General features: G+C 66.7%; 22 protein-coding genes and 1 pseudogene. 10 read left to right on the forward strand and 13 right to left on the reverse strand.

What is annotated here, in order from left to right:
* The first annotated feature begins 34 nt into the window (after positions 1-34).
* Positions 35-892, forward strand: a complete 858-nt coding sequence (locus HWX39_RS25840) for a PhzF family phenazine biosynthesis protein (RefSeq protein ID WP_175970626.1) — start codon at positions 35-37, stop codon at positions 890-892.
* 52 nt (positions 893-944) lie between these two features.
* Positions 945-1,622 (forward strand): hypothetical protein, encoded by a 678-nt coding sequence (locus HWX39_RS25845; protein WP_175970627.1) that lies wholly within the window; start codon positions 945-947, stop codon positions 1,620-1,622.
* Between the two features lie 216 nt (positions 1,623-1,838).
* Here HWX39_RS25845 and HWX39_RS25850 read toward each other — a convergent pair.
* Together HWX39_RS25850 and HWX39_RS25855 are read right to left on the reverse strand one after the other, a co-directional pair.
* Positions 1,839-2,341, reverse strand: a pseudogene (locus HWX39_RS25850) (transposase).
* Between the two features lie 14 nt (positions 2,342-2,355).
* On the reverse strand, positions 2,356-2,712 hold the full coding sequence (locus HWX39_RS25855; protein ID WP_175970628.1) for a hypothetical protein: 357 nt from the start codon (positions 2,710-2,712) through the stop codon (positions 2,356-2,358).
* A gap of 1,522 nt (positions 2,713-4,234) precedes the next feature.
* On the opposite strand from HWX39_RS25855, the gene rbsK reads away from it, so the two are divergent.
* The 3 genes from rbsK to HWX39_RS25870 are packed head-to-tail and all read left to right on the forward strand — an operon-like array spanning position 4,235 to position 7,631.
* On the forward strand, positions 4,235-5,161 hold the full coding sequence (gene rbsK / locus HWX39_RS25860) for a ribokinase (RefSeq protein WP_175970629.1): 927 nt from the start codon (positions 4,235-4,237) through the stop codon (positions 5,159-5,161).
* 41 nt (positions 5,162-5,202) lie between these two features.
* Complete coding sequence (gene fucP, locus HWX39_RS25865) at positions 5,203-6,576, forward strand: L-fucose:H+ symporter permease (protein ID WP_175970630.1); 1,374 nt, start codon at positions 5,203-5,205, stop codon at positions 6,574-6,576.
* 2 nt (positions 6,577-6,578) lie between these two features.
* Entirely contained in the window at positions 6,579-7,631 is a 1,053-nt protein-coding gene (locus tag HWX39_RS25870; RefSeq protein ID WP_175970631.1) for an aldose 1-epimerase family protein, read from the forward strand.
* A 22-nt stretch (positions 7,632-7,653) separates the two neighbouring features.
* On the opposite strand, the gene deoR is transcribed toward HWX39_RS25870, so the two are convergent.
* A complete protein-coding gene (gene deoR / locus HWX39_RS25875; protein ID WP_175951984.1) occupies positions 7,654-8,424 on the reverse strand; it encodes a DNA-binding transcriptional repressor DeoR in 771 nt (256 codons plus the stop codon).
* Between the two features lie 146 nt (positions 8,425-8,570).
* Here deoR and deoC point away from each other — a divergent pair, with 146 nt between their 5' ends.
* Positions 8,571-9,251 carry a deoxyribose-phosphate aldolase gene (gene deoC / locus HWX39_RS25880; RefSeq protein ID WP_175970632.1) on the forward strand — a complete coding sequence of 227 codons (681 nt, stop codon included), beginning with the start codon at positions 8,571-8,573 and terminating at the stop codon, positions 9,249-9,251.
* 141 nt (positions 9,252-9,392) lie between these two features.
* Here deoC and HWX39_RS25885 read toward each other — a convergent pair whose 3' ends face one another.
* On the reverse strand, positions 9,393-9,692 hold the full coding sequence (locus HWX39_RS25885; protein ID WP_175970633.1) for a hypothetical protein: 300 nt from the start codon (positions 9,690-9,692) through the stop codon (positions 9,393-9,395).
* A 344-nt stretch (positions 9,693-10,036) separates the two neighbouring features.
* On the opposite strand from HWX39_RS25885, the gene HWX39_RS25890 reads away from it, so the two are divergent.
* Complete coding sequence (locus tag HWX39_RS25890) at positions 10,037-10,903, forward strand: DUF2071 domain-containing protein (RefSeq protein WP_175970634.1); 867 nt, start codon at positions 10,037-10,039, stop codon at positions 10,901-10,903.
* A gap of 8 nt (positions 10,904-10,911) precedes the next feature.
* Here HWX39_RS25890 and HWX39_RS25895 read toward each other — a convergent pair whose 3' ends face one another.
* Together HWX39_RS25895 and HWX39_RS25900 are read right to left on the reverse strand one after the other, a co-directional pair.
* Positions 10,912-11,889, reverse strand: coding sequence for an ATP-binding protein (locus HWX39_RS25895; RefSeq protein WP_175970635.1), 978 nt, complete (start codon positions 11,887-11,889; stop codon positions 10,912-10,914).
* Positions 11,886-12,794, reverse strand: coding sequence for a DMT family transporter (locus HWX39_RS25900; protein WP_175970636.1), 909 nt, complete (start codon positions 12,792-12,794; stop codon positions 11,886-11,888). Before HWX39_RS25900 ends, HWX39_RS25895 begins: the two co-directional genes overlap by 4 nt.
* A 90-nt stretch (positions 12,795-12,884) precedes the next feature.
* Here HWX39_RS25900 and HWX39_RS25905 point away from each other — a divergent pair, with 90 nt between their 5' ends.
* On the forward strand, positions 12,885-13,685 hold the full coding sequence (locus tag HWX39_RS25905) for a helix-turn-helix transcriptional regulator (RefSeq protein ID WP_175970637.1): 801 nt from the start codon (positions 12,885-12,887) through the stop codon (positions 13,683-13,685).
* Positions 13,686-13,781: 96 nt separating this feature from the next.
* Positions 13,782-14,057, forward strand: a complete 276-nt coding sequence (locus tag HWX39_RS25910; RefSeq protein ID WP_175970638.1) for a hypothetical protein — start codon at positions 13,782-13,784, stop codon at positions 14,055-14,057.
* A gap of 9 nt (positions 14,058-14,066) precedes the next feature.
* Here the strand turns inward: HWX39_RS25910 and HWX39_RS25915 are convergent, their stop codons facing one another.
* Complete coding sequence (locus tag HWX39_RS25915; RefSeq protein WP_175970639.1) at positions 14,067-14,552, reverse strand: anthrone oxygenase family protein; 486 nt, start codon at positions 14,550-14,552, stop codon at positions 14,067-14,069.
* Complete coding sequence (locus HWX39_RS25920; protein WP_175970640.1) at positions 14,549-15,379, reverse strand: NmrA family transcriptional regulator; 831 nt, start codon at positions 15,377-15,379, stop codon at positions 14,549-14,551. Before HWX39_RS25920 ends, HWX39_RS25915 begins: the two co-directional genes overlap by 4 nt.
* Before the next feature lie 93 nt (positions 15,380-15,472).
* On the opposite strand from HWX39_RS25920, the gene HWX39_RS25925 reads away from it, so the two are divergent.
* Positions 15,473-16,144 (forward strand): TetR/AcrR family transcriptional regulator, encoded by a 672-nt coding sequence (locus tag HWX39_RS25925; RefSeq protein WP_175970641.1) that lies wholly within the window; start codon positions 15,473-15,475, stop codon positions 16,142-16,144.
* Between the two features lie 39 nt (positions 16,145-16,183).
* Here HWX39_RS25925 and HWX39_RS36865 read toward each other — a convergent pair whose 3' ends face one another.
* The 5 genes from HWX39_RS36865 to HWX39_RS25945 all read right to left on the reverse strand — a co-directional run bounded on the left by HWX39_RS36865 (position 16,184) and on the right by HWX39_RS25945 (position 24,789).
* Positions 16,184-19,252: a tetratricopeptide repeat protein gene (locus tag HWX39_RS36865; RefSeq protein WP_347879602.1), complete on the reverse strand. Its 3,069-nt coding sequence runs from the start codon at positions 19,250-19,252 to the stop codon at positions 16,184-16,186.
* A complete protein-coding gene (locus HWX39_RS36430) occupies positions 19,153-20,526 on the reverse strand; it encodes a hypothetical protein (protein ID WP_244135102.1) in 1,374 nt (457 codons plus the stop codon). The genes HWX39_RS36865 and HWX39_RS36430 overlap by 100 nt, the downstream gene beginning before the upstream one ends.
* 454 nt (positions 20,527-20,980) lie before the next feature.
* Positions 20,981-21,835 (reverse strand): 3-hydroxybutyryl-CoA dehydrogenase, encoded by an 855-nt coding sequence (locus HWX39_RS25935; protein WP_175970643.1) that lies wholly within the window; start codon positions 21,833-21,835, stop codon positions 20,981-20,983.
* 38 nt (positions 21,836-21,873) lie between these two features.
* A complete protein-coding gene (bktB, locus tag HWX39_RS25940; protein ID WP_175970644.1) occupies positions 21,874-23,067 on the reverse strand; it encodes a beta-ketothiolase BktB in 1,194 nt (397 codons plus the stop codon).
* A 48-nt stretch (positions 23,068-23,115) separates the two neighbouring features.
* Complete coding sequence (locus HWX39_RS25945) at positions 23,116-24,789, reverse strand: electron transfer flavoprotein-ubiquinone oxidoreductase (RefSeq protein WP_175970645.1); 1,674 nt, start codon at positions 24,787-24,789, stop codon at positions 23,116-23,118.
* Positions 24,790-24,921: the final 132 nt, after the last annotated feature.

Genomic DNA, 24,921 nt, shown 5'->3' on the forward strand with positions numbered 1-24,921 from the left:
CGCGCGCACCTTCCCCAGGTACGGTAATCCTCACATGACCTCGTATGCCTTCCGCCTGCTGAATGTCTTCGCTGAATCCACGTTCGGCGGCAACCCGCTTTGCGTATTCGAAGATGCGCGCGGCATGGACGACGCGACCATGCGGGCACTCGCGGTGCAGTTCAACCTGTCCGAAACGACCTTCGTGCTGCCGTCGGAGCGCGCGCACGCGCGGGTTCGCGTCTTCACGCCGGGCCATGAAATGGCCTTTGCAGGCCATCCGACGCTCGGCACCGCGCATGTCGTGCGCGACCTGCTGGGTACGGGCAACGATCTCGCGCTCGAATTCAAGGCCGGCGTGGTCGACGTCAACGCGCGCGACGACGTGTGGACGTTCACTGCGCCGCACGCAGGCATGCCGAAGACGGCGCCGTGCGAGTTGCCCGACGCCCGCATGGGGGCGGTGCTGGGACTCGCGGAAGACGATCTGCTCGCCCCGCCGATCTGGGTCGACACCGGTGCCGACCAGTTGCTGGTCGCGCTCACGGATCCCGCCGCCGTGCGCCGCGCGCAGCCCGACAGTGCATGCCTCGACATCTGGCCGACCAGCAGCCTCGGCCGCAAGACCGCCTATGTGTTCGCGTTCGATGCCGAGCGGCCGGGGACGGTGGTGTCGCGCTATTTCTTCGTGAAGCAGGGCAGCGTCTCGGAAGATCCGGGCACGGGGTCTGCGTGCGCGAATCTGGGCGGGTGGCTGCTTGCGATGAAGCGCGACTTGCCTGCCGCGTTTCAGGTCGAGCAGGGTGAAGCCGTCGGCCGGCCTTGCCTGCTGCGGTTGTCGGTCAGCGCAGCCGGTGTGATCGGCGTCGGCGGGCGCGTGATCGAACTCGGGCGCGGCTTCGTCAACGTGTAGCGGCCGCGTTTGCTATGCTGCGCGCATCGCCAGCCCGAGCCGATTGCCGCCCATGCACGACCTCGCCCCCGACCTTGCGCGCACACTGAACGACGCCTGCGACGCCTGCTTCGGCACGACCGCCGTCTGGCCGCTCATCGAGCACGCGTATGGCGAGCCGCAACGCTACTACCACACGCTCGCGCACCTGGCCGAGCTGTTCGCGCATCTCGCGCCGTATCGCGCGGAACCGCTGTGGCCCGCGATCGAGCTCGCGGTATGGGCGCACGACTTCGTGTATGCGACGACGCTGCCCGATCATGCGGACAACGAAGCACGCAGCGCGCAATGGCTCGTGCAGGTCACGCACGCACACTGCGGCGAATCCTGGTTGCATGCGCACGCATCGCACGTGTGCGTTGCGCACGATCTCGTGCTCGCGACGAAGTCGCACCGGCTGCCCGATACGTTCGCGTCCGACCCGGATCTGCAGCGTGCCGGGCGGATTTTTCTCGACGCCGATCTGGCGATCCTCGCGGCCGCGCCCAGCCGGCTGCGTGAATACGACCGCGCGATTGCACGCGAGTGGGCGCAGGACCCCGATGCGCCATCCGCGGCGTTCCGCGCGGGCCGCAGGCAGGCGCTCGAACATCTGCGCGCGCAGGTCCCGCTGTTTCAATCGGCGGAATTCGCGCCGCTCACGGCGCGTGCGCTGCGCAATCTCGATACGTTGATCGACGTGTACGCGTGAGTGTCGGGTGCGCCTGCGTGAACCCGCCCGCGTTGCCACCGCCGGATCGGGCGAACTGACGTCCAATTTTCCACATCCGACCCGCCCAAACCACTGTGCTGCAGCCGCAATGAGTTCGCTAGCTGGAGTTGTCTGCTAGCCGAGTTGCTGCAGCAAGGGGGCGATTGCGGCGTGATCCGGTAATCCCCCGCTTTCCGCGGCGCGCAGAAGTAGAAACTAAGCGACCATGGCCAGCCGCTGTTTTGGCGTGAGTCCGCCAAGGGCCATGTTCGGGCGGTCGTGATTGCCAGTCCGCATCCAGTGAGACGCCGTACGTGGTCCAAGTCTTCCCAGTGGTACTGCGACAGCCATTCGTACCGCACGGCCCGGTGGTATCGCTCGACATACACATTCTGCCGGGGCTTGCCCGGCTGGACACCGCTCGCATGGCCATCTTGCGCCGGCAAGATGGCCCCCGTCTTTTTTGCGAGCGCCTCCGCCACGATCTTCGCCTTGAGCTTTCCCTCGACGTACAGCTTGCCCAGCCGCGCATTCTCGGCTTCCAGTTCCTTCATCCGCGCGACCAGCGACACATCCATGCCGCCGTACTTCGAGCGCGATTTGTAGAACGTCGCCGTGCTGATGCCCGACTCCCGGCACTGGTCCGGTACCGTCAGCCCCGCTTCCACGCACTTGAGCGCGTCCATGATCTGGCAGTCCGTGAATCTCGACTTCTTTATTCTGTAGAACTCCGTCAACGAGAGAATTCTACTTCTGGTTCCGTCGGTTTTTCGGGGGGATTACCATACGACGTAACGAGCCGGGCCTGCAGCGTTTCGATTTTGTTTGCCTTATTGCTTACTTTTACGGCAATGATCCCCACCAAGACTTCGGCGCGATCACATAAATTATCGAACTCGTCGTCCGAACTCGCGGCAATCGCCCATTCGAAAAGCGGTCCCATCGTTTGCTTTTCCTCTATCCGAATTGGACCTCGACTTTGATATCGGGCACCGTGTAACGGCTCAACGACCCGGGATATCTTCCCGCTCACCCAAACGAAAACGCCACCCGAAGGTGGCGTTTGTTGTTTTCCGAAATTCTTAGTCATTTCCGGCTTCGACCGGACGCCGAACGCGCAACTTCGCCCGGCACCGCGATCGAAGTGGGCGCGCCGGCAGCGATCCTTTCTCCACGGCGACTTCCGTGTGTTGAAGTACCGCTGCGAGGCCGAACTTCTTCAGTTCGACCATCTTCGTGCGCAACTTGCCCGATGCGTTCATAGCCATAGAATCCTTCCTCGTCGCTGGAGGGGCGCGTCACGCAACGGAATGCGGCGTCGTTTCGCGAATGGGCACGATTTCGTTGTGGCCCCCCCCTGGACGCCGCATTCAGTGTCAAAAAACACTTCACGGAAGCGTTATGGTTCTCCCTTCCGTGACAACTGCAGAACCAGATGCACCTGAACCATTCAGCCAGACAATAAAAAGGCACTTGTCGTGACCGGGAGATGGGTCCCCCCATTTTTTGTTGTCTGCAGGAAATTGCCTTATGCCGTCCGCATACATTTTCGTTACCTGGCTTGTCACGTCGTATGTGTCAGTATTTACGCCATAACCTGCAAAAGATATCTTAATCATTATCTCACTCCAGTAGGTAGCAAGGCGAGTCTGCAATATAATCCAAATATTCAGGAATTGCCAAAAAAGATCTGATGCCTGCAGGTGCAAAGCGAGATTCGAAAATTGAAAAAATTCGCTGGGCATACTGGCGGCTACCCCGACTGATCGCCTCGGCACCGCACACGGAACACGAAGCGGTGCAGGCGCTGGTCCGAATCTCGTCGCGCAGAAAGTCGTTGCCGATGCAGTTGACGCAAATCGGCACGTCGTCGGGATCGCATTGAGAATGTATTGGTCATTGTTGTTTTCTCTTCTCGCGAACGTTCCACCGACCCTGCCTGGACTGGCCGATCGTCAGCAGGCGCGGGTCGTAGACAAACGGACCCTCGCTGCGAATCGATACTATTGAACCGCGAAATTGGGGATGGTCGGGATCCAGGACGATGTTCCGCTCCGCTGGAATTAACGCGGAAGGAACCTTGAAAACCGAGCTTGCCGGTAGGACCGAGCAGTTTGCTCCCGAATTGGTGGCAGCGCGCAAGCGCATCCCGTTCATGCCAGTTACGTGGCCCGTCGGCGATCTTCATCGCCAAAGTCGTCGTCGTGCTCCGGCTCATCGCGCAGTTCAAGTCGAACCATACGCAGTTCTGGAACGTCTTCAACGTCGCCAACATGACGAGATACTCAAGGGTGCACAACGCCCGCGACGCCCCGAAATAACGGTCCAGCCAGGGTGGCGGATTGATATCAATCAGTTACCTCGATTTGTCACATAGTGGAATGCGAGGCGTGGTCATTTTTGCGCATTTCCGCCCCCTTCTCGTAAGTGCGACCCTTTTTGTACGTCGACACCGTTCCGCACCCATATTGCACCTCCCCCTCGCCCACCAAGCGTCACCCCCAAAACACTGCATGATTGCATTTTTACATTTTATGTGATTCTATTATCACACCTTGCACGCCGCGGCCGCCCCTGCGCGCGGCGCATCCCATACCAAGGAAGACACGCAGATGGAGACAATCGCCGTCATCGGCAGCAACATGGTCGACCTCGTGACTTATGTCACACGCATGCCCGCCCGGGGCGAAACGCTCGAGGCGCCGAACTTCGCGCTCGGCTGCGGCGGCAAGGGCGCGAACCAGGCCGTCGCGGCCGCCCGCCTCGGCGCGCGCGTCGTGATGGTCACCAAGGTCGGCGACGACGTCTTCGCCGACAACACGATCCGCAACTTCGAGCGCGAAGGCATCGACACCACGCACGTACGCAAGGTCGCCGGCGTGCCGAGCGGCGTCGCGCCGATCTTCGTGGAACCCGATTCGAGCAACAGCATCCTGATCGTCAAGGGCGCGAACCGCCACCTGACGCCGGCCGACATCGATGCAGCCGCACCGCAGCTCGCCGAATGCGCACTGATCGTGCTGCAGCTCGAAATCGAGCTCGCCACCGTCTATCACGCGATCGAATTCGGCGCGCGGCACGGCATCCCCGTGCTGCTGAACCCCGCGCCTGCGGTGGCCGATCTCGATTTCGAGCGGATCCGCACCGTCGAATTCTTCGTGCCGAACGAAACCGAGCTCGCGATCGTGTCGGGCATGCCGGTCGATTCGCGCGACACCGCGGCGCGCGCCGCCGAAGCGCTGGTCGCACGCGGGCTCAAGCACGTGCTCGTCACGCTCGGCAGCCACGGTTCGCTGCTGGTATCGCGCGACGGCGTGCGGCACGTGCCGGGCGTACCGGTCGACGCGCGCGACACGACGGGGGCCGGCGATGCGTATATCGGCTGCTTCGCGCGCTACTACGCCGCGTCGCGCAACGCGCTCGACGCGATGCGCTACGCGTCCGCGTACGCCGCGCATTCGGTCACCGGCCTCGGCACGCAGAAGTCGTACGCCGACACCGCGACGTTCGAATGCTTCCTCCGCGACGCCGGCATGTAAACGGCGCCTTCATCGACGAGACAATTGGGAAGGAGACACCCATGGGCCGAGCCAGAATCGAACACACACCCGACGGCTATTACCTGAACCGCACGCCGCTCTTCGCGTTCACGCTGCTGTGCTGCCTGTTCGCGCTGTGGGGCACCGCGGCGAACCTGAACGACGTGCTGATCGCGCAGTTCAAGAAGTCGTTCTTTCTATCTGATTTCGAATCGGCGTTCGTGCAGTCCGCGTTTTATCTCGGCTACTTCTTCCTCGCGATTCCGGCCGCGACCGTCGTGAAGAAGTTCAGCTACAAGACGACGATCCTGGTCGGCCTGCTGCTCTACACGACCGGTTGCCTGCTGTTCTTCCCTGCCGCGTCGATGGCGAAGTACGGGATGTTCCTCGTCGCGCTGTTCGTGATCGCGGCCGGCCTGTCGTTTCTCGAAACCGCATCGAACTCCTATTCGACGCTGATGGGCCCGCGCGACACCAGCACGCGGCGGCTGAACATCTCGCAGACGTTCTATCCGTTCGGCGCGATGGCTGGCGTCTACATGGGCAGCTTCCTGATCTTCAAGGAAGGCGATGCGTCGCACGCGCAGCTTGCCGCGATGTCGGCGGCCGAAGCCCGCGTGCACCAGCTCGCGATGATCCAGGCCACGCTCGAGCCGTACAAATGGCTGATCGTCGTGCTCGTCGCCGTGTTCATCGTGTTCGCGCTCACGCCGTACCCGGCGTGCAAGGGCAACGGCCCCGGCGTGGCCACGCACCGGATCGACGCGCGCGGCACGCTTGCACGCCTGTTCGGCAACCGGCGTTTCGTCGCGGGCGTCGTCGCGCAATTCCTGTATGTCGGTGCGCAGGTCGGCGTGTGGAGCTTCACGATCCGGCTGGCGATGCAGATCGGCGGCCTCACGGAGCGCGGTGCGTCGCATTACCTGCTTGCCACGTTCTTCGCGTTCTTCGTCGGCAAGCTCATCGCCACGCTCGTGATGAAGCGCGTCGGCCCGGCCAAGGTGCTGATCGTCTACGGCATCCTGTGCATCGCGCTGCTCGCGTACACGATCAGCGTGCACGACATCACGGCCGTCTATGCGGCCGTGGGCGTGAGCGTGTTCCTCGGCCCGTGCTGGCCGACGATCTACGGCCTCACGATCGACGGGCTCGGCAAGGACACCGAATACGGCGGCTCGATCCTCGTGATGAGCATCGTCGGCGGCGCGGTCGTGCCGCTGATCCAGGGGCTGATTTCCGATCACACGGGCGGCAACATGCAGCTCGCGTTCGTCGTGCCGCTCGCGTGCTTCGCCGTGATCGTCTACTACGGCTTCTACTGCCTGCGCCACCTGCCGGCCGCGACGCCCGACGCGGCCGCCGACGGCAACGCGCCCGCGCGCTACGCCGCCACCCGCAACACGTCGGGAGCATGAGCATGCAAGGCGAAATCGACCTGCGGCGCGACGACTTCCGCGACACGCCGCACACGCTGTACCGCACCGACGGGCTCGTCGTCACCGCGTTCGCGTATCCGTCCGGCGTCGAGGCGCTGAAGCTCGAGAACCGCCGCGGCCACCTCGTCGTGCTGCCGTATCTCGGTCAGATGATCTGGGCCGCCGCGTTCGACGGCCGCGACCTGACGATTAAGCACATGTTCCGGCAGCCGAAGCGCGCGGCATCGATCATCGATACGTACGGCTGCTTCATGTTCCACAGCGGGCTGCTGCGCAACGGCTGCCCGGGGCCGGACGACACGCATGCGCTGCACGGCGAGATGCCGTGCGCGCCGATGGATCGTGCGAGCCTCGTCGTCGGCGCGGATGCGCGCGGTGCGTTCGTCGAAGTGACCGGCGAATACGAATATGTACAGGGTTTCGGCAGCCACTATCTGGCGCGCCCATCGGTACGGCTCGCCGAGCACGACGCGCGGATGACGATCACGATGGACGTCACGAATCTCGGCGGCGCGCCGATGGACCTGATGTACATGGCGCACCTGAACCATGCGTACGTGCCGGGCGGCCGCTTTGTGCAGTCGCTGCCGCGCGGCGGGATGCGGCTGCGCGACAGCGTGCCCGCGCACGTGAAGCCGACCGCCGCGTGGCGCGACTATACGGCCACGCTCGCGCGCGAACCGGAACGGCTTCACACGCTCGATGCGCCCGCGCTGTACGACCCGGAGATCGTGTTCTTCATGAACGACGTGGCAACGGATGCAAACGGCGTCGCGCATTTCCTGCTCGAGCATCCGGATGGCGGCGCATTCCACACGGCGTACCGCCCCGCGCAATTCCCGCATGCGACGCGCTGGATCCTGCACAACGCGGACCAACAGGTCGCCGCGTTTGCGCTCCCGTCGACCTGCGAGCCGGAAGGTTATGAAGCCGAACGCCGCAAGGGCCATGTGGCAGCGCTCGCACCGGGTGCGACGCGCCGCTTCGAAGTCGTCACCGGCTACCTGAGCGCGGCGGAAGCCCGCAATGCGTGAAGCGATGCGCGGCCGTGCGGCGTCAGGTCACGAGCGCGATCCCGTGTTCGCGGATCGCCGTTTCGTAGCGGCGGCTCAGTTGCCCGTCGGAGATCACGTAGTTGAAGTCGGTCAGTTCGGCGAAATAGGCCGCGCGCACTTCGTCGAACTTCGTGTGGTCGACCAGCAGAAAGCGGTTCTGCGCGCGCGCCATCACCTTCTTCTTCGCGTCGACCTCGTGGAAGTTGAAGCACGTGACACCGCAGCGCTCGCTCACGCCGGCCGCGGAGATGAATGCCTTCGACACGCGCACCGTGTCGAGGATGCCCGTTTCGGCCACCGACTCGAACACCATGTTCTTGCGGTGGTACGCGCCGCCGCACAGGATCACGCTGCAATGCGGCTTCTGCTGCAGCTTCGCGAACACGTTCAGCGAATTGCAGACCGCCGTGAATTCGAGGTCGTCCGGAATGAAGTCGACGACGAACGGCGTGGTCGAGCCGCAGTCGACGAAGATCGTGTCGCCGGTCGTCACGAACTGCGCGGCCAGCTTGCCGATGCGGCGCTTCTCTTCGGTCTGCCGGTTGTTCTCGGCGCTGACCACATACTCGCCGATATCGCTGCGCTGCGCGGCGAAGTGGCGCGTCACGTAACCCCCGATCAGGCTCAAGCCGTGCGGGTTGTCCGCGAGATCGCGGCGGATCGTCATTTCGGAGACGCCGAACAGCTCGGCGACTTCCCTCAGATGAATCGCGTTCTGCCCTTGCAGCACGTTCATCAGTGTCTTGATCCGTTCGCCTTTCTTCGTTTCCATGCCAGTATCCTGCGTGCCCGTCGCATCCGTCGCTTGTCGTGCCGGGCACACAGACCCGGCCGGAATGTCGTATTTGTAACAAACCGATGTGAAAACATCAACTTTACGTGTGCCCGTCCGGCACACGCTCCGTGGAGTCCTGAAACATGCCGCTTTCCAACGCCCAGCTCGCTCAAACCATCGATCACACGCTGCTCGCGCCCGACGCGAGCGATGCGCAGATCCGCGAACTCTGCCGCCAGGCGGCCGAGCATCGCTTTTACTCGGTCTGCGTGAATTCGGCGAACGTGCCGCTCGCCGCGCGCGAGTTGTCCGGCACCGGCGTGCTCGTCTGTGCCGTGGTCGGCTTTCCGCTCGGCGCGGGGCTGTCGGCCGCCAAGGCATTTGAAGCAACCGCCGCGATCGCGGCGGGCGCCGGCGAGATCGACATGGTGATCAATATCGGCGCGCTGAAGAGCGGCCGCGCCGACGACGTGAAGGCCGACATCGACGCCGTGCACCGCGCCTGCGGCGCGGTACCGCTCAAGGTGATCCTCGAAACGGGGCTGCTGACCGACGACGAGAAGGTGCGCGTGTGCCAGATGTGCCGCGATCTCGGCGTCGCGTTCGTGAAGACGTCGACGGGGTTCGGCCACGGCGGCGCGACGCTCGCGGATGTCGCGCTGATGCGCCGCACGGTCGGCCCCGTGCTCGGCGTGAAGGCATCGGGCGGCGTGCGCGACCGCGCGGCCGCGCTGGCGATGCTCGAAGCCGGCGCGACCCGGCTCGGCACGAGTTCGGGGGTGGCGATCGTGACCGATCAGGGTGGCAGCGACACGGGGTACTGACGCGTGAACACCGGCTTTCGCCCGCGCGCGCCGCAAGCGAAGGCCGGTTGCCCGAACCAGCGCCCGGACAACGCCGCACCGTCGACGGAACCGGCGCCGCGGATCGGCCCGAGTCATACGCGCCCGGCCCCGGCGCGTCGTTCAGGCGGCGATATCCGTCTTGAACGCGTCCGGCGCGTGCCTGCGCAGGATCTCGAGGCATTTTTTCCGGTCGTCGATGCACATTTCGACAAAAGGCAGCCTGACCTTGCGTACCTTGCTGCCGCCCGACCGCGTCGCGACACGATAAAGCACGATCAGCGAGAAGGGGCCGCGCGTCGCTTCGACGACATCGCGATACGGCACGGAGATCCGTTGCACCTTGAAGGTGTTGGCGAAGAGCACCGCGCGCGTCATGACGAACATGTACCCGAGGCCGCCCAGCGCGCCGATGAACGGCATGATGAACGTCGTGACGCTGAAAAACGGATCCGCGCTGGCGGCTCAGATGCAACCGCCGCCGATCACGACCAGCGCAAACACCAGCATCGGCAACGCAAAACGGCTGCCGCGCACGATCAACTCGGGTTCGGATTGCTGCGCCAGATCATTCATGTTTGCCTCCCGGCGTGGACATGTGTGGGTTCTTGAATGCGTCTCGCGATGCACGGTCCCGCGATGCCGATGCACGTGGCACGTGCCACGGCGCCGGCAATTCTACTCGCGATCGATGCGGCCGCCACCGCGCCCGGTTCGGCAGCGCGACGCCGCCCCGCGTCTTCCACCCGCGCGGCAACCCCGGCACAATGCCGCTCATGCGCTACGACAACACCTTCGTTTACCCGTCCGCCGGCCTGATCGGCCGGCTTGCCAATCGAATCGTCGCGAGCGGCCCGCTGCTGCGCGCGCGCCGCGCGCTGCTGTCGCGGCTACCGTTCCTTCAGCTCGCGAGCGATGTCGAGAACGTCGTGTATTGCACGTGGGTCGTCGATGTCGCGGCCGTCGCGCACCTGGTGCCGCGCGGCGTCGCGCTTGCGAGCCGCGACGGCCGCACGCTGTTGACGACGCTCACCTATGCGCACCGGCACTTCGGCCCGCGTGTCGCGGGCCCGCTGCGACGCATGTTTCCGTCGCCGCTGCAGAGCAACTGGCGGCTCTACGTCGATGCGCTGCCGGGCGGGATGCCGGCCGACCGCTCGGTGTTGTTCGTGAAGAACGTGTTCGACCACCCGCTCTATGCGCTCGGCAGCCGCCTCTTCAGCGACGCGCTGCCGTCGCATCTCGCGCGGCGCTTCACGCATACCGTGCGCGACGGACGCTACGACACGCGGCTGGCGAGCGGCGGCGGCAGCGCGCCCGACTTCCACTGCACGGCCGAAGCATCGGACGATCGCACGCTGCCCGACGCGTTCGCGCCGTTCTTCAAGAACTGGCGCGATGCCGTCGCCTCCCTGTCGCTGCAGCACGCGGCGGTCGCCCATGTCGCGGACTGCGACCGCCTTGCGTACGCGTCGATCGACCTGCCGATCGACGTCGACGCGGTCCGGCCGCTGAAGACGGTCGGGCCCGCGGGCGGCGGCGACTTCCTCGCGCGCATCGGCGCTACCGGCGAACCGATGTGCTTCGTCGTGCCCGACGTCGCGTTCCGCGTGCTCTCCGAGCGGCTGCTGTAGCGCGGCGCTCAGCCCGTCCGCCGCACGGTCTCGTATTCGTCCGCGTCGTCTTCTTCGCCAAGCCGCCCTGCATAATCACGCGCGAACTGCACGGCGATGCGGCCCGAGCGCGCGCCGCGTTCGAGCGCCCACTGCAGCGCGGGCTCGCGCGCCGCGCGGATCCGCGCGGCATCGAAACCTGCCGCGCCGAGACGGCTCTCGACGACGGCCAGGTATTCGTCCTGCGTGAAGCCGTAGAACGTCACCCAGATCCCGAAGCGCTCCGACAGCGAGATCCGCTCCTCGACCGCATCGCCGGGATGCAACTCGCCATTCTCCGCGCGGGACACGTTCGCGTTGTCGCTCGCCTGCTCGGGCATCAGGTGGCGGCGATTGGACGTCGCGTACACCAGCACGTTCGACAGGTCGCTCGCGACCGATCCGTCGAGCACGGTCTTCAGCCCCTTGTAGCCGGTCTCGCCCGCCTCGAACGACAGGTCGTCGCAAAACACGATGTAGCGCTCGGGCCGCGCACGCACCAGCTCGACGATCGCCGGCAGGTCATTCAGCCCTTCCTTGCTGACCTCGATCAGCCGCAACCCGTGCGCCGCGAACGCGTGCAGGCACGCCTTCACGATCGACGACTTGCCGGTGCCGCGCGCGCCGGTCAGCAACACGTGATTGGCCGCGAACCCGCGCACGAACTGCCGCGTGTTCCGTTCGACAATCGCCGCCTGCCGGCCGACATTGCGCAGCGCGTCGAACGCGACGAGCGCGGGCGACGGAATCGGCTCGAGCGGCGCCACCTGAGGACCGCCGCCGAAGCCGCGCCAGCGGAACGCGACGGCCGCATCGAAATCGACGGCCGCCGGCCGCCCGGTGGGCGCCATCGCTTCGAGCGCGGCCGCGATCCGTTCGAGCTGGCGCGCGAGCGATGCCACGGCAATGGGTGCGCGCCCGTCCGGCAGCGCGGCGATCAGGTCCTGCATGTCGCGCTCGCCGCTCATTGCCGGGCACCCTGCGACACGCCTGCCTGAAACGGGAACCGCTGCGCGATCGCCACGCCGAACAGCGCGACGCCGCCGCCGACCAGGTGATAAAGCCGCAGCGATTCGCCAAGCAGCACGATTGCGCCGCCGGCCGTCATCACCGGCAGCAGGTTCATGAACATCGCGCAGCGGCTCGGGCCGAGCAGCCGCACGCCCTGCATCCACAGATACGGCAGCACCACCGACGCCAGCACGCCGGCATACAGGATCAGCGGCACACTCGCACGCGTGGGCCACGCCGCCTGCGCGGGCAGCCGCAACAGCATCGGCACCATCAACACGAGCGCGGCGAGCGCCTGCACGTAGGTCGACTGCCATGCCGGCAGCGCACCGATGCGCCAGCGCTTGAGCAATACGCCGTAGAGCGCATACGCGGCCGACGCGGCCAGCATCAGCAGGTCGCCCGCCTGCACGCCGCGCGCGGCGATCGTCGTCGGATGCCCCTCGGCAATCAGGTAGATGACGCCCGCGAGCGACAGCACCCCGCCGCCGACCATGCCGGCACCCGGCGGATCGCCGAGCAGCAGCGAGCTGAGCGCCATCGTCATCAGCGGCACGAGCGCCGTGATGATCGCCATGTTGGTGGCGCTGGTCGTTTTCGCGGCCTCGTAGGACAGGCTCTGGAACAGCGCCATCGCGAGAAAGCCGAGCACCGCGAGCTTCGGCAGGTGCGCGACGAGCGCCGCGCGGTTGCGCCACGCGGGGCGCAGCGTGAACACGCTCATCAGCGCGACGGCGAGCAGCAGCCGGTAGAAGGTGATCGCCGACGGGTCGATCGTCGACGCCGACAGCTTCGACACGACCACGTTGCCGGCCCACAGCGCGATCGCGCAGAAAGGAAACAGAAAAGGAGACTTGTTCATCGCATTTGACGGATTAATATCCTGACAGGGGTGTGGCGTGAATGGGAATGCCATCGTGCCCGCTCGTCCAACTGCCTGTCTCACGCCAAAATGTCACGACTTGTCGCCAATCGGACACTCGAGTCCACCCCGCCCGGTGCGCACCTGCGCTTCGAATCGACGCCGATGCCCGTATCGGCGATGGCGGCGACGTACGCGCACGGCACGTCGATCGCGCCGCACCGGCATCGCCGCGCGCAGCTGCTCTATGCGATCGAGGGCGTGATGCACGTGCAGTCCGAAGGCGCGTCGTGGATCGTGCCGCCGACGCGCGGCGTGTGGCTCGAAGCCGGTCTCGACCACACGGTGCAGATGAGCGGCGACGTGCAGATGCGCACCGTCTTCGTCGAGCCGGGCGCGGTCGAGCACCTGCCCGCGCGAAGCTGCGTCGTGGAAGTGCATCCGCTGCTGCGCGAGCTGATCCTCGCCGCGGTCGACATACCGCTCGACTATGCGCCGGGCTCGCGCCACGATCACCTGATGCACCTGCTGCTCGCCGAGGTGACGGTCGCGCCGCTGCTGCCGCTGTACCTGCCGTGGCCGCACGACCCGCGCCTGCGCACGATCTGCGACGCGCTCGTCGCCGCGCCCGACGACCTGCGCACGATCGCCGAATGGGCCGACCTGCTCGGGTTGTCGGTCCGCACGCTCCATCGCGCGTTCCGGCGCGAGACGGGGCTCAGCTTCCGTCGCTGGCGCGAACAGGCGCGGCTGCTGCTCGCGCTCAAGCGCCTCGCGCACGGCGAGAAGGTGCTGACCGTCGCGATGGATCACGGCTACAGCAGCCAGAGCGCGTTCTCCGCGATGTTCAAGCGGCATTTCGGCGTGTCGCCGTCGGCGTTTTATGCGTAAGGTGTGCGCGGCGCGGGCATCGTGGACGGTAGAATCGCGACCATGCATCCGACCAGCCCACACCGGTCGTCAGCGACGACGAATGAACCCCATCCCGTGAACATGCTCACGTGGGAACACGCGCCGATCGTCGAGACCTGCGCCGTTCAGGCCGGCTACGGGCATCTGCTCGTGTTGACGATGGACGGTTCGCTGTATCTAACGACGCCCGCCGGCACGACGATCTGGCGCATCGCCTCGGGTACGCCGCCCGGCACGCTTCCGAGCTTCGTCGCTCGGCGGCACGATCCGGTACGCGGCTCGCTGATCGCATTCGACGCCGGCACGATCGCCGAATACCGGTTGCCCAGGCAGGCCTCAGCCGCCGCCTGACGCGCGCCGTTACCGCGCCGCAATCCCCACGATGAAAAACACGCACGCGGCCGCCGACGCCACCATGCGCACGTGATTCCACATCGTCCAGTCGTGCATGTAGCGCGCCCACAGCGCCGCGCCTTGTGCGGTCGACGGATCGGCCGCGGCGAGCGCATCGTTGAGCGGCACGTTGACGGCCATCGTCACGGCGAACATGCCGAATACGTACAGCACGCCGCCCGCGACCGCCGCCATCGCGCCCGGCTGCTCGCGATCGAACAGCGCGAGCCCGACCAGTGCGAGCGCCATCAGCGTCGTGAAGAGGAACAACGGCATGAACGGCGAACGCACGATGTCGACGTTGATCGCGTTCATCGCGGCCACGCCGGCCTGCGGCGCGATCCGTCCGAGCGACGTCATCACGAACGTCGAGAACGCGAAATACACGCCGGCCATCAACCCGCAGCCGATGGCCGAGCCCCACAGCAATGCGGCGGTCGCGAACGCGATCATGATCGCGCGCCCCACACGCCGGTCGCGGCCGTCGCGCGCGCATAGTCGGCGAAATCGCGTGCCGGCCGCCCGAGCGTTTCTTCGATGCCGTGCGTCACCGCGCTGTTGCGCCCGTCGAGCACCACGCTGAACAGATCGTCGAGCAGCGCGACGACCGGCTCGGGCACGCCCACCTCGCGCAGTCCGGCAACGAACGCGTCGGCCGGGATCTCGCGATAGACGATCGGCCTGCCAGCGGCCCGCGCGATTTCGGCGACCGCCTCGGCAAACGTCAGCGCACGCGGGCCCGTGACCTCGATCACGCGGTTCGCAAAACGCGCATCGGTGAGCGCGGCCACGGCGACGTCCGCGATGTCGTCCGCATCGACGAACGGCTCACGCACCGCGCCGGCCGGCAGCGCGACTTCGCCGGCCAGCACGTCGTCGATCAGGTAGCCCTCGGAGAAGTTCTGGTTGAACCAGCTCGCGCGCACCACGCCCCAACCCACGCCCGACGCCTGCAATGCGGCCTCGGCGGCCTGCGCGCGGGGCTCGCCGCGCCCGGACAGCAGCACCACGCGCTCGACGCCGCTTTCCCGCGCAAGCCGTGCGAATGCGGCGATCGCGTCCACCGCGCCTTCGACCGCCAGGTCGGGCTGGTAGGTCACGTACGCGGCCGATACGCCTTCGAGCGCGGCGGGCCACGTCGCGGGCGCCGTCCAGTCGAAGCGGACAGCCGACGTGCGCGACACGGGCCGGGTTGCGATGCCGCGCGCGCGCAGCCGTGCATCGACGCGGGCGCCCGTCTTGCCCGAACCGCCGACGATGAGGGTGGGAAGTGCCGACATGACCGTCTCCTTTGATTGAAATACGAGAATATCTCGCGTTTCAAAAACACGATAGACTCTCGCATTAGCAACGTCAAGTTTTCCGGAGGCGGCATGGGCCGACAAAAATCAGGGCCGAACGACGCGCCCGAAGCAGCGGCTGACCCGGCGACTACGCCGGCGCGCGCGCGGCTGGTGCCGACGCAGCAGCGCAGCCGCGAGCGATTCGAGCGCATCCTCGCGTGCGCGTCGGAGGTGATGATCGAGAAAGGCTGCGACGCGTTCCGGATGAGCGACATCGTCGAACGCACGGGCATCTCGTTCGGTTCGCTGTACCAGTACTTTCCGGACAAGGCGGCCGTGATCGGCACGCTCGCGGAGCGCTACAACGAAGCCGGGCACGTCTGCGTGCGGCGCGACCTCGCCAAGATGAAGACGCTCGACGATCTGCACGCCACGCTCGCCCGCATCACCGACAGTTACTACCGGATGTTCGTCGACGAGCCGCTGATGCGCGACATCTGGCGGGCCACGCAGGCCGACCGCGCGCTGCAGGCGCTCGACCGGGCTGACGGGGCGTTTCTGGCGGGGTTGTTCGCGGATGCGCTGGCCGACGTGGCGCCCGGCACGACCCGCTCGCAACGCAGCGCCTTCGCCGAGTTGATGATGATCCAGATCGCGGCGGCCGTGCGCCATGCGATCACGCTGCCGCCGAAGGCGGCGCGGCAGATCCTTGCGATGTTCAAGCGCGGGCTGCCGCGGGATCTGGCGGTGCTTGACGCGTAGCGGCCGGACGACGCCGAACGGTCGTCCGTCGCGCGATGCTCAGGGGAGTGTCGCGATCAGATTGCCTGCAATGTCGGCAGCGCGCTTCTTTTCCCCATCATCCAGCCGTCGGAAAATGCGCGCCTCGGCGAGCATCGCGGCAACGCCGTACTGCCCCAGGCCGGGCGTCGCATCGAAGCTCGCGCGCGCACGCTCGACCCATGCCGCGCCGAGCGCCCGATCCCTCGGCAAGCCGTTGCCGGTCAGGTACCGGATACCGACCGCATACTGCATGAACGGATCGCCGCGCAATGCCTCGTTCAGGCTCGACAGGCCGTCCCATTGACGGTTGGCGGCCGCCAGCGCATTGATCGGCGCATCGCTCCACAGCGTCACCGCCGGATCGGCCGGCACCAGCCAGCGCCGCGCCCCGGCCGGCAGCCCCGCCTCCGTTCCCAGCGTGACGCTGCGCAGCGCCAGTGCGACCTCGGAAATCGTCGAGCCGCGACGTGCGGCGCGGCGATGCAGGTCCGTCGCGGCCGTTTCGTTCACGGGCACGCCGTCGCCCGTCTCGTACATCAACGCGAGGTCGCTTTCCGCCCACGACGATCCGGCAGAAGCCGCTCGTTCGAGCCACACGGACGCCTGCTTCGGATCGCTCGCGACGCCACGCCCGCGCAAATAGGCGACACCCACCATCCGCTTCGCGTCGGCGCTCGACGGTGCCGCGCGCAACGCCCATGCGAACGCCTCGTAGTCGTCGGCGCGGCCGCCGAGCCCGTTCGACAGATGCCAGGCTAGCGACCCCTGTGCCGAGACGTCCCCCCGCTCCGCCGCGCGGCGAAACCAGTACATGGCGGCATCAAAGTCCACCGGTACGCCATCGCCCAGGTCGTACGCATCGCCGAGCATCGACTGATACGCCGGTTCGCCGCGATCGGCGAGCTTCCATCGCCAGTAAGCGCGCTCGGCCGCGGCAACCGCGTCGTTGTCCACCGACGCCAGGACGTGCATCGCGCCGACGTTGTTGCCGGCGGCTGCCGCTCGGCACCAGCGCGCGGCCTCGACCGGATTGCGCGGCGTACCGTTGCCATCCAGATACATCGTGCATAGCATCGCTTGCGACGCGGCGTCGCCCAGCTTCGCGCCGCGCCCGAACCAGTCGAACGCGATCGCCGGCTGTGTGCGCCAATACACCGAACCCAGCGCCGAATAGGCGGCGGGCACATTGCGGCTCGCCAGATCCGTCAGCCACTGGGGCCCCGTCCTGCCTGCGAACGACATATGGTGCTCGCTCAGGTAGAAGCCGACCAGCACGCCAGCGGCCTGATCGCCGGCCCCGGCGGCCTGTGACAGATAGCGCAGACCCGCCTGCTCGTCGCGCGGCACGCCGTCGGTACCCGTCAGGTACTGATGGCCGACCCAGCGCGCCGCCTCGACATCGCCATGGTCCGCGGCCAGCCGGAACCACTGCATCGCCTGCGCCCGGTCGATGCGCGTGCCCTCTCCGCGCCACGCCATGCCGGCGGCGATCAGCGCGCCGGCTGCGTCGCCGCGCTCCGCACCGCGCCGCGCCAGCCGGAACGCCTTGCCCAAATCCACCGGTTCACCGTCGCCGTGCGCCGCATAACGGGACAGGTTGGCTGCCGCGGCGCCATCGCCCTGTGCGTCGGCCTTCTCGAACCACGGTTTGGCGGCCGACGGATTCGGCTGTGTCCCGAGGCCGTTTCGCAGCATCGCCCCGAGATCGTTCTGCGCGGCGGCCAGGCCCGCATCGGCCGCGCCCTGCATCCATCCCAATGCCGCCGGCTGGTCGACCGGGCCACCCCGACCGAACAGATAGAACTTGGCCAACGCATGACGCGCCTGCGCGTCCCCGGCAAGCGCCGCTTTCCGGTACCAGTCGCGCGCCTTCGCGTCGTCGCGCGGCACGCCTGTCCCGCTGGCATACAGATCGCCGAGCCTGCGCTGCGCGTAAGGCGAACCGGCCTGTGCCGCAGTCGACATCAGGCCGAAGCCGCGACGCTCGTCTCGCGGCACGCCGATGCCCTCGAGACAGAGATTGCCCAGCACCGCCTGGGCCTCTGCATGGTTCCGGTCCGCCGCCGCGCGCAGCCACTTCGCACCCTGGGCGGCATCGCGCGGCACGCCGTCGCCCCGGACCAGCATCAGCCCAAGGACAAACTGCCCGTTCGGCTCGCCGTCCGCCGCGGCACGCGACAGCCACGCGGCCGCGACCGCCGGGTCGCGCGCCACACCGCGGCCCGTCAGCGCGAATTTGCCCGCGTTGGTCGCACCCACCGCCGACCCGCGCTCGGCTGCCGTCACGAAGTAGCGATAGGCTGCGACATCGTCGGCCGGTTGCCCTTTGCCGTCCGCACTCATCCCGCCGAGCTGGTTCGTCGACGCCGGATCGCCATCGCGCGCCGCCGACGCGAACCATGCGTGCGCCACCGCGTAATTGCGCGGCAGCACGCCACCATCGAAGTAGAGATAGCCGAGTGTGCGCTTGGCCAGCGTCGAACCGTCGCTCGCCGCCGATTCGATGATCGTCATGCCGCGCGTCCGATCCGGCCGGCCCGCATAACCATGCAGCACCATCTGCCCGTAGAGCGCGCGGGCCGTCAGGTTGCCAGCCTCGGCCTCGCGCCGGCAGAGGCTGCGCCGCTGCTCCGGTCGATCGGGCGACGGGACGCTGCCGAACCACGCGCTCAACGCCAGCACGCACGGCGTCGTGTCGTCGTCGACAGGAATGGATGGATGCCGTTGAATGGACGGCGTCGCCGCGTAGCCGGTGGCCGCCGTCGGCGACCACCCGGGTTGCGATGCACCAGCGCTGCCGGTCCCGACGCTCAATCCCGCCACCATGCCGAGGACGCCCATCGACCATTTCAGCGCATAGCCGACGCCACCGGGGTGCCGGCGGCCGGCCATCGCGCCCGTTGCCGCTGGGTCGTCCCGGGCGGGATCGCCGCCGAACGCCGCCCGCACGCCGGCGACAGTGCGCCGCCCCTGTTCGCCCGCCCGCCTCATGGCTTCACGATCGTGACGTTCTTGATGATGACGTCGGTTCTGCCGTCCTGGTCGTCGATCGTCCGGCTCAGCTCGATCCCGTAGTCGGCCAGCCATACGGAGCGCACGCGAGTCGTCGTGCCGTCCTTGCGGACCTCGCTGCAATCCAGATTGACGGCATTGCCGGTCAACGTACCGAACACCGCCGACGCGGGCTCCGTCTTGCCGATCGTGCATCGCCGGGTCAACTGGCCGTGGCTCGACGGCTGGGGAAGCGCGATCTCGAACCGCTTGCCCTCGGTCAGCGGATCGTTCCCCAAGGCCATCGCCGACGCGATCGCCGCTGCGTCCTTCTGCATCCGCAGAACCGTTGCGCTCCGGGGCGTACGCACGATCTGACCCAGCAGGTCCGCGAGCCCGAAGCCCATGCCGAACGCCGCCCAGTTCGCATTCCCCGACGCGTCTTTCGTAGTCATCAGCTCGACGACCACGCCGTTGTTGCGTCGATTGACGTAGGTGTCGACATACGGCCCGGAATCCGCCGGCGTCGTCTTGTTCACCCATTCGCCGTCGATGCTCAGGCGGGCATACGGCAACGGCCGGCTGCCGTCGGCCGGCAACCGGCTGCGAATGGCATCCGGCAGGCGCTGCTCGTCGAACACGTCGTCCAGATACGCATCGGGATCGGCCAGCACGACCTCGGGCGCCGACTTCCCGCCGGCGATCGCCCTGAAAAGTTCATAGGTCGCCCGTCGCTGGTCCTGCTCCGGAAACGTGTCGAGCGAATCAATGGCGAACCTGACCAGCGCGCACATGTCCGGCTTGCCCTGCTTCGCCAGCCACGGCGGCAGGTCGATCGCGTCCAAGCGCGCGTAGACTTCGAGCAATTCGGCGACGGTGTAATGCTCGTCGTCGCCGGACGAGGCGCTCTGCCGCTCGCCGATCAGGTCGATCAGTTCGAACGTGCTTCGCAACAGCTTCGGTGACGACGTCTTCGCCATCGTCGCCAGATTGTTGCCGACCAGCTTCGACATCTCGCAGCCGTTCTTCGACTCGCCCGCGAGGTCCCGCATCAGCCGCAGGAACCTTAGCCGTTCGGCCGGCGGCAGGATCATGTCGCTGCCGTCGCCGGATTTGCCGCGCATACTGGACAGTCGGGCGAGATAGTCCGGGTTCTGCGCGACCCGGGTGAACCACGCGGCGATGATCCGCCCGTTTTCCGAATCGGGATCCACGCCGATCTGCACCAGATAGGCACGCGCCCGTTCGGTGACCTGCGCCGGCGTCAGCTTGATGGCCGGATTCGCCGCCGGCGCGGCAGCCGCCGGCTCGGCCGGCGTGCTCTGCACGCCCAGTCCATATGCCGTTGCCGTCGCGATGGACAGCAACACCCCGAAAAGGCCTGTCTTTATTTTCATTCTGTTGATATTCGATTACGTTGGTCGGACGACCGCGATTCTGCCTCGGATATGCACTGGAAATCCAGCGCCCGTGCGGCAGCCGGGCAACGCTTCGCGTGTCACGACACGTTGCCGATGCAACGCTCGCGCATCGACGGGCCGCCACGAATCGCGAGCGCGCATGATGCGCTGTCGTCGAGACTGCCCTGCTCAGATCCCGCAGCCTGATTCGAATCCGGACTCGCAGGGCATATCCACCCATCTCGTGCGCTGGATGACCGCCGCACGACCAGGCGATCGACGACAGCGATCTGCCCCACTTCCCCCTGGACAAGAGATGCGACTCGTCCGCCCCAAATGAAAAACGCGGATGGCGAACCGCACCGGATGAATCCACCATCCGGCACGACTCGCCACCCGCGTCGAAGACTTTCCAGCCCTCTGCTTACTTGCTGTAGTCGTACACCCCACGCCCCGTCTTGCGCCCGAGCCTTCCGGCCGTCACCATCTCGCGCAGCAGCGGGCATGCACGATACTTCGGATCGCCGAAGTCCTTCACGAACACGTCCATCACCGCGAGGCACACGTCGAGGCCGACGAGGTCGGCCAGCGCGAGCGGCCCGATCGGGTGGTTCGCGCCGAGCTTCATCCCCGCGTCGATCTCCTCGGCCGACGCGATCCCTTCAGCCAGCACGAAGAACGCCTCGTTGATCATCGGCACGAGAATCCGGTTCACGACGAAGCCCGGCGAGTTGCGCACGCCGATCGGCGACTTGTCGAAACGCTCGGTCAGCTCGCGCACCGCCGACGCGGTCGCGTCGCTCGTCTGCAGCCCGCGGATGATCTCGACGAGCGGCATCAGCGGCACCGGGTTGAAGAAGTGCATGCCGACGAAGCGCGACGGATCGGCGAGCGGCGCCGCGAGCGCGGTGATCGAGATCGACGACGTGTTGGTCGCGATGATCGCTTCGGGTCGCGCGACGGCCTCGATCTGCTTCAGGATGCGGCCCTTCAGCTCGACGTTCTCGGTCGCGGCTTCGATCACGATATCGGCCGCTGCGAGCTTCGCGTAGTCGGTCGACGTCGTGATGCGCGCCAGCGCCGCATCGCGCGTGGCCGCGTCGAGCTTGTCCTTCGACACGAGCCGCTCGAGGCTGCCCTTCAGCGTCGCGACGCCCTTCTCGAGCGCGGCGTCGCTGACGTCGATCATCACGACATTGAGTCCTGCAACGGCGGCGGTCTGCGCAATGCCGTTGCCCATGGTTCCGGCGCCCACGACGCCGACAATTTCGATGGCCATGAAATTTCCTGTGTGTTCGGGTGCTCAGCGTTCGATTATCAGATGTTCTCGAAGATCGCCGCAATCCCCTGGCCGCCGCCGATACACATCGTCACGAGCGCGTAACGCCCGCCGATGCGCTTCAGTTCGTACAGCGCCTTGACCGTGATCAGCGCACCGGTCGCGCCGATCGGGTGACCGAGCGAGATGCCCGAGCCGTTCGGGTTGACCTTCGCCGGATCGAGGCCGAGTTCCTGCGTGACCGCGCACGCCTGGGCCGCGAACGCCTCGTTCGCCTCGATCACGTCGAGATCGCCGATCTTCAGGCCCGCGCGTTCGAGCGCCTTCTGCGTGGCCGGCACGGGGCCGATGCCCATGTAGGCCGGATCGACACCCGCGTGCGCGTACGCGACGAGGCGGGCGAGCGGCTTCACGCCCTGCGCGCGCGCGGCATCGGCGCTCATCATCAGCACGGCCGCGGCCGCGTCGTTGATGCCCGATGCGTTGCCCGCCGTCACGGTGCCGTTCTCCTTCGCGAACACCGGGCGCAGCTTCGTGAAATCGTCCGCGCTCGCGTCGTGACGCACGTGCTCGTCGGTGTCGAACGCAACCTCGCCCTTCTTCGTGCGAATCGAAATCGGTAGGATCTGGTCCTTGAAGCGCCCTTCCGCGATCGCGCGCGCCGCGCGACGATGCGATTCGAGCGCCAGCGCATCCTGCGCGTCGCGCGAGATGCCGTACTTCGCCGCGACGTTCTCGGCCGTCACACCCATGTGGATCGTCTGGAACGGGTCGTGCAGCGCGCCGAGCATCATGTCGACGAGCTTGCCGTCACCCATGCGCTGGCCGAAGCGCGCGGCCGGCACGGTGTACGGAGCGCGGCTCATGCTTTCCGAGCCGCCGCCGATCGCGACGTCGGCGTCGCCGAGCATGATCGTCTGCGCGGCCGACACGATCGCCTGCAGGCCCGAACCGCACAGGCGGTTCACCGTCAGCGCGGGCGTGTGCTGCGCCACGCCGCCATTGATCGCTGCGACGCGCGCGAGATACATGTCCTTCGGCTCGGTGTTCACGACGTGGCCGAACACGACATGCCCGACCGCGTCGCCCGGCACGTTCGCACGCGACAGCACTTCTGCGACCACCTTCGCACCGAGGTCGGTCGGCGAGAAATCCTTCAGGCTGCCGCCGAAATCACCGATCGCGGTACGGACACCGCTTACCACCACGACTTCTTTCGCTGCATTGCTCATCGTCTCACTCCGGTTCGTTCGCGCCCGCAGGCGCGGGGATGCGTTGCGTTACATGTTCGGGTAATTCGGCCCGCCGCCGCCTTCCGGCGTGACCCACACGATGTTCTGCGTCGGGTCCTTGATGTCGCAGGTCTTGCAATGCACGCAGTTCTGCGCGTTGATCACCAGGCGATCGCTGCCGTCGTCGTTCTTCACGAACTCGTACACGGCCGCCGGGCAGAAGCGCCCCTCCGGCCCCGCGTAGGTACGCAGGTTCACGTTCACCGGCACGTTCGCATCCTTCAGCGTCAGGTGTGCCGGCTGGTTCTCCTCGTGGTTCGTGTTCGAGATGAACACCGACGACAGCCGGTCGAACGTCAGCTTGCCGTCCGGCTTCGGATACTCGATCGGCTGGCATTGCGACGCCGGCTTCAGCATCTCGTGGTCCGCGTGCTTGTGGTGCAGCGTCCACGGCACGTTGCCGCCCATCACCTTCTGCTCGAGCCCGACCATCAGCGTGCCGAGGTACAGGCCCTTCGCCATCCACTGCTTGAAGTTGCGCGCGCGGTACAGCTCCGTGTACAGCCACGACTGCTTGAAGGCGTCCGGGTACGCGTTGAGCTCGTCGCCCTGGCGGCCGGCCTGCACCGCGTCGAACGCCGCATCGGCCGCCAGCATGCCGGTCTTGATCGCCGCGTGGCTGCCCTTGATCCGGGATGCGTTCAGGAAGCCCGCGTCGTCGCCGATCAGCGCGCCGCCCGGGAACACCGTCTTCGGCAGCGACAGCAGCCCGCCGGCAGTGATCGCGCGCGCGCCGTACGACACGCGCTTGCCGCCTTCCAGGAACGCGCGGATCGACGGGTGCGTCTTGTAGCGCTGGAATTCCTCGAACGGCGACAGGTACGGGTTCGTGTAGCCGAGGCCCACCACGAAGCCGACCACGACCTGGTTGTTGTCCATGTGATACAGGAACGAGCCGCCGTAGGTATCCGACTTCAGCGGCCAGCCGGCCGTGTGGATCACGAGGCCCGGCTTGTGTTTGGCCGGATCGATCTCCCACAGCTCCTTGATGCCGATCCCGTACGCCTGCGGATCCGCGTTCGCGTCGAGCTTGAACTTCGCGATCAGCTGGCGGCCGAGATGGCCGCGGCAGCCTTCGGCGAACAGCGTGTACTTCGCGTGCAACTCCATGCCGAGCTGGAAGTTCTCGGTCGGCTCGCCGTCCTTGCCCACGCCCATGTTGCCGGTCGCGACGCCCTTCACGGAGCCGTCGTCGTTATAGAGAATCTCCGCGGCCGGAAAGCCGGGGAAGATCTCGACGCCGAGCGCCTCGGCCTGCGCTCCCAGCCAGCGCGTGACGTTGCCCAGCGAAATCACGTAGTTGCCGTGGTTCTGGAAGTTGGCGGGCAGCGCCCAGTTGGGCGTGGTGACCGCGCTTTTCTCGGACAGGAACAGGAAGCGGTCTTCCGTCACCTCGACGTCGAGCGGCGCGCCGCGTTCCTTCCAGTCGGGGAACAGCTCGGTGATCGCGCGCGGGTCCATCACCGCGCCCGACAGGATGTGCGCGCCGATCTCGGAACCTTTCTCGAGCACGCACACGCCGATCTCGGCGCCTTTCTCGGCGGCCAGCTGCTTGAGCCGGATCGCCGCCGACAGCCCGGCGGGGCCGCCGCCGACGATCACGACGTCGTATTCCATCGATTCGCGCGGGCCGTACTGCGCGAGCAAGCTCTGTGTGGTCAAAATCCTGTCTCCTCCTGCGTCCCGACCGTCAATCGATCAGAACTGGTCTTCCGTCAACGCGAGCACGCCCTCGTTGCCCTTCGTGCCGACGATCGACGCTTCGAGCGCGCCGGCCTGCACCAGCACGTGCTC

It is taken from the genome of Burkholderia sp. BCC0322, assembly GCF_902833045.1.
Taxonomy (GTDB): Bacteria; Pseudomonadota; Gammaproteobacteria; order Burkholderiales; family Burkholderiaceae; genus Burkholderia.

Excerpts from the sequence above, each read along its gene's own strand:
- HWX39_RS25840 (WP_175970626.1), top strand. The coding sequence starts at position 35 with ATGACCTCGTATGCCTTCCGCCTGCTGAATGTCTTCGCTGAATCCACG.
- HWX39_RS25845 (WP_175970627.1), top strand. The coding sequence starts at position 945 with ATGCACGACCTCGCCCCCGACCTTGCGCGCACACTGAACGACGCCTGC.
- HWX39_RS25855 (WP_175970628.1), bottom strand. The coding sequence starts at position 2,712 with ATGACTAAGAATTTCGGAAAACAACAAACGCCACCTTCGGGTGGCGTT.
- rbsK (WP_175970629.1), top strand. The coding sequence starts at position 4,235 with ATGGAGACAATCGCCGTCATCGGCAGCAACATGGTCGACCTCGTGACT.
- fucP (WP_175970630.1), top strand. The coding sequence starts at position 5,203 with ATGGGCCGAGCCAGAATCGAACACACACCCGACGGCTATTACCTGAAC.
- HWX39_RS25870 (WP_175970631.1), top strand. The coding sequence starts at position 6,579 with ATGCAAGGCGAAATCGACCTGCGGCGCGACGACTTCCGCGACACGCCG.
- deoR (WP_175951984.1), bottom strand. The coding sequence starts at position 8,424 with ATGGAAACGAAGAAAGGCGAACGGATCAAGACACTGATGAACGTGCTG.
- deoC (WP_175970632.1), top strand. The coding sequence starts at position 8,571 with ATGCCGCTTTCCAACGCCCAGCTCGCTCAAACCATCGATCACACGCTG.
- HWX39_RS25885 (WP_175970633.1), bottom strand. The coding sequence starts at position 9,692 with ATGCCGTTCATCGGCGCGCTGGGCGGCCTCGGGTACATGTTCGTCATG.
- HWX39_RS25890 (WP_175970634.1), top strand. The coding sequence starts at position 10,037 with ATGCCGCTCATGCGCTACGACAACACCTTCGTTTACCCGTCCGCCGGC.
- HWX39_RS25895 (WP_175970635.1), bottom strand. The coding sequence starts at position 11,889 with ATGAGCGGCGAGCGCGACATGCAGGACCTGATCGCCGCGCTGCCGGAC.
- HWX39_RS25900 (WP_175970636.1), bottom strand. The coding sequence starts at position 12,794 with ATGAACAAGTCTCCTTTTCTGTTTCCTTTCTGCGCGATCGCGCTGTGG.
- HWX39_RS25905 (WP_175970637.1), top strand. The coding sequence starts at position 12,885 with ATGTCACGACTTGTCGCCAATCGGACACTCGAGTCCACCCCGCCCGGT.
- HWX39_RS25915 (WP_175970639.1), bottom strand. The coding sequence starts at position 14,552 with ATGATCGCGTTCGCGACCGCCGCATTGCTGTGGGGCTCGGCCATCGGC.
- HWX39_RS25920 (WP_175970640.1), bottom strand. The coding sequence starts at position 15,379 with ATGTCGGCACTTCCCACCCTCATCGTCGGCGGTTCGGGCAAGACGGGC.
- HWX39_RS25925 (WP_175970641.1), top strand. The coding sequence starts at position 15,473 with ATGGGCCGACAAAAATCAGGGCCGAACGACGCGCCCGAAGCAGCGGCT.
- HWX39_RS36865 (WP_347879602.1), bottom strand. The coding sequence starts at position 19,252 with ATGGCTGGCCGACTACGGGATCGAGCTGAGCCGGACGATCGACGACCA.
- HWX39_RS25935 (WP_175970643.1), bottom strand. The coding sequence starts at position 21,835 with ATGGCCATCGAAATTGTCGGCGTCGTGGGCGCCGGAACCATGGGCAAC.
- bktB (WP_175970644.1), bottom strand. The coding sequence starts at position 23,067 with ATGAGCAATGCAGCGAAAGAAGTCGTGGTGGTAAGCGGTGTCCGTACC.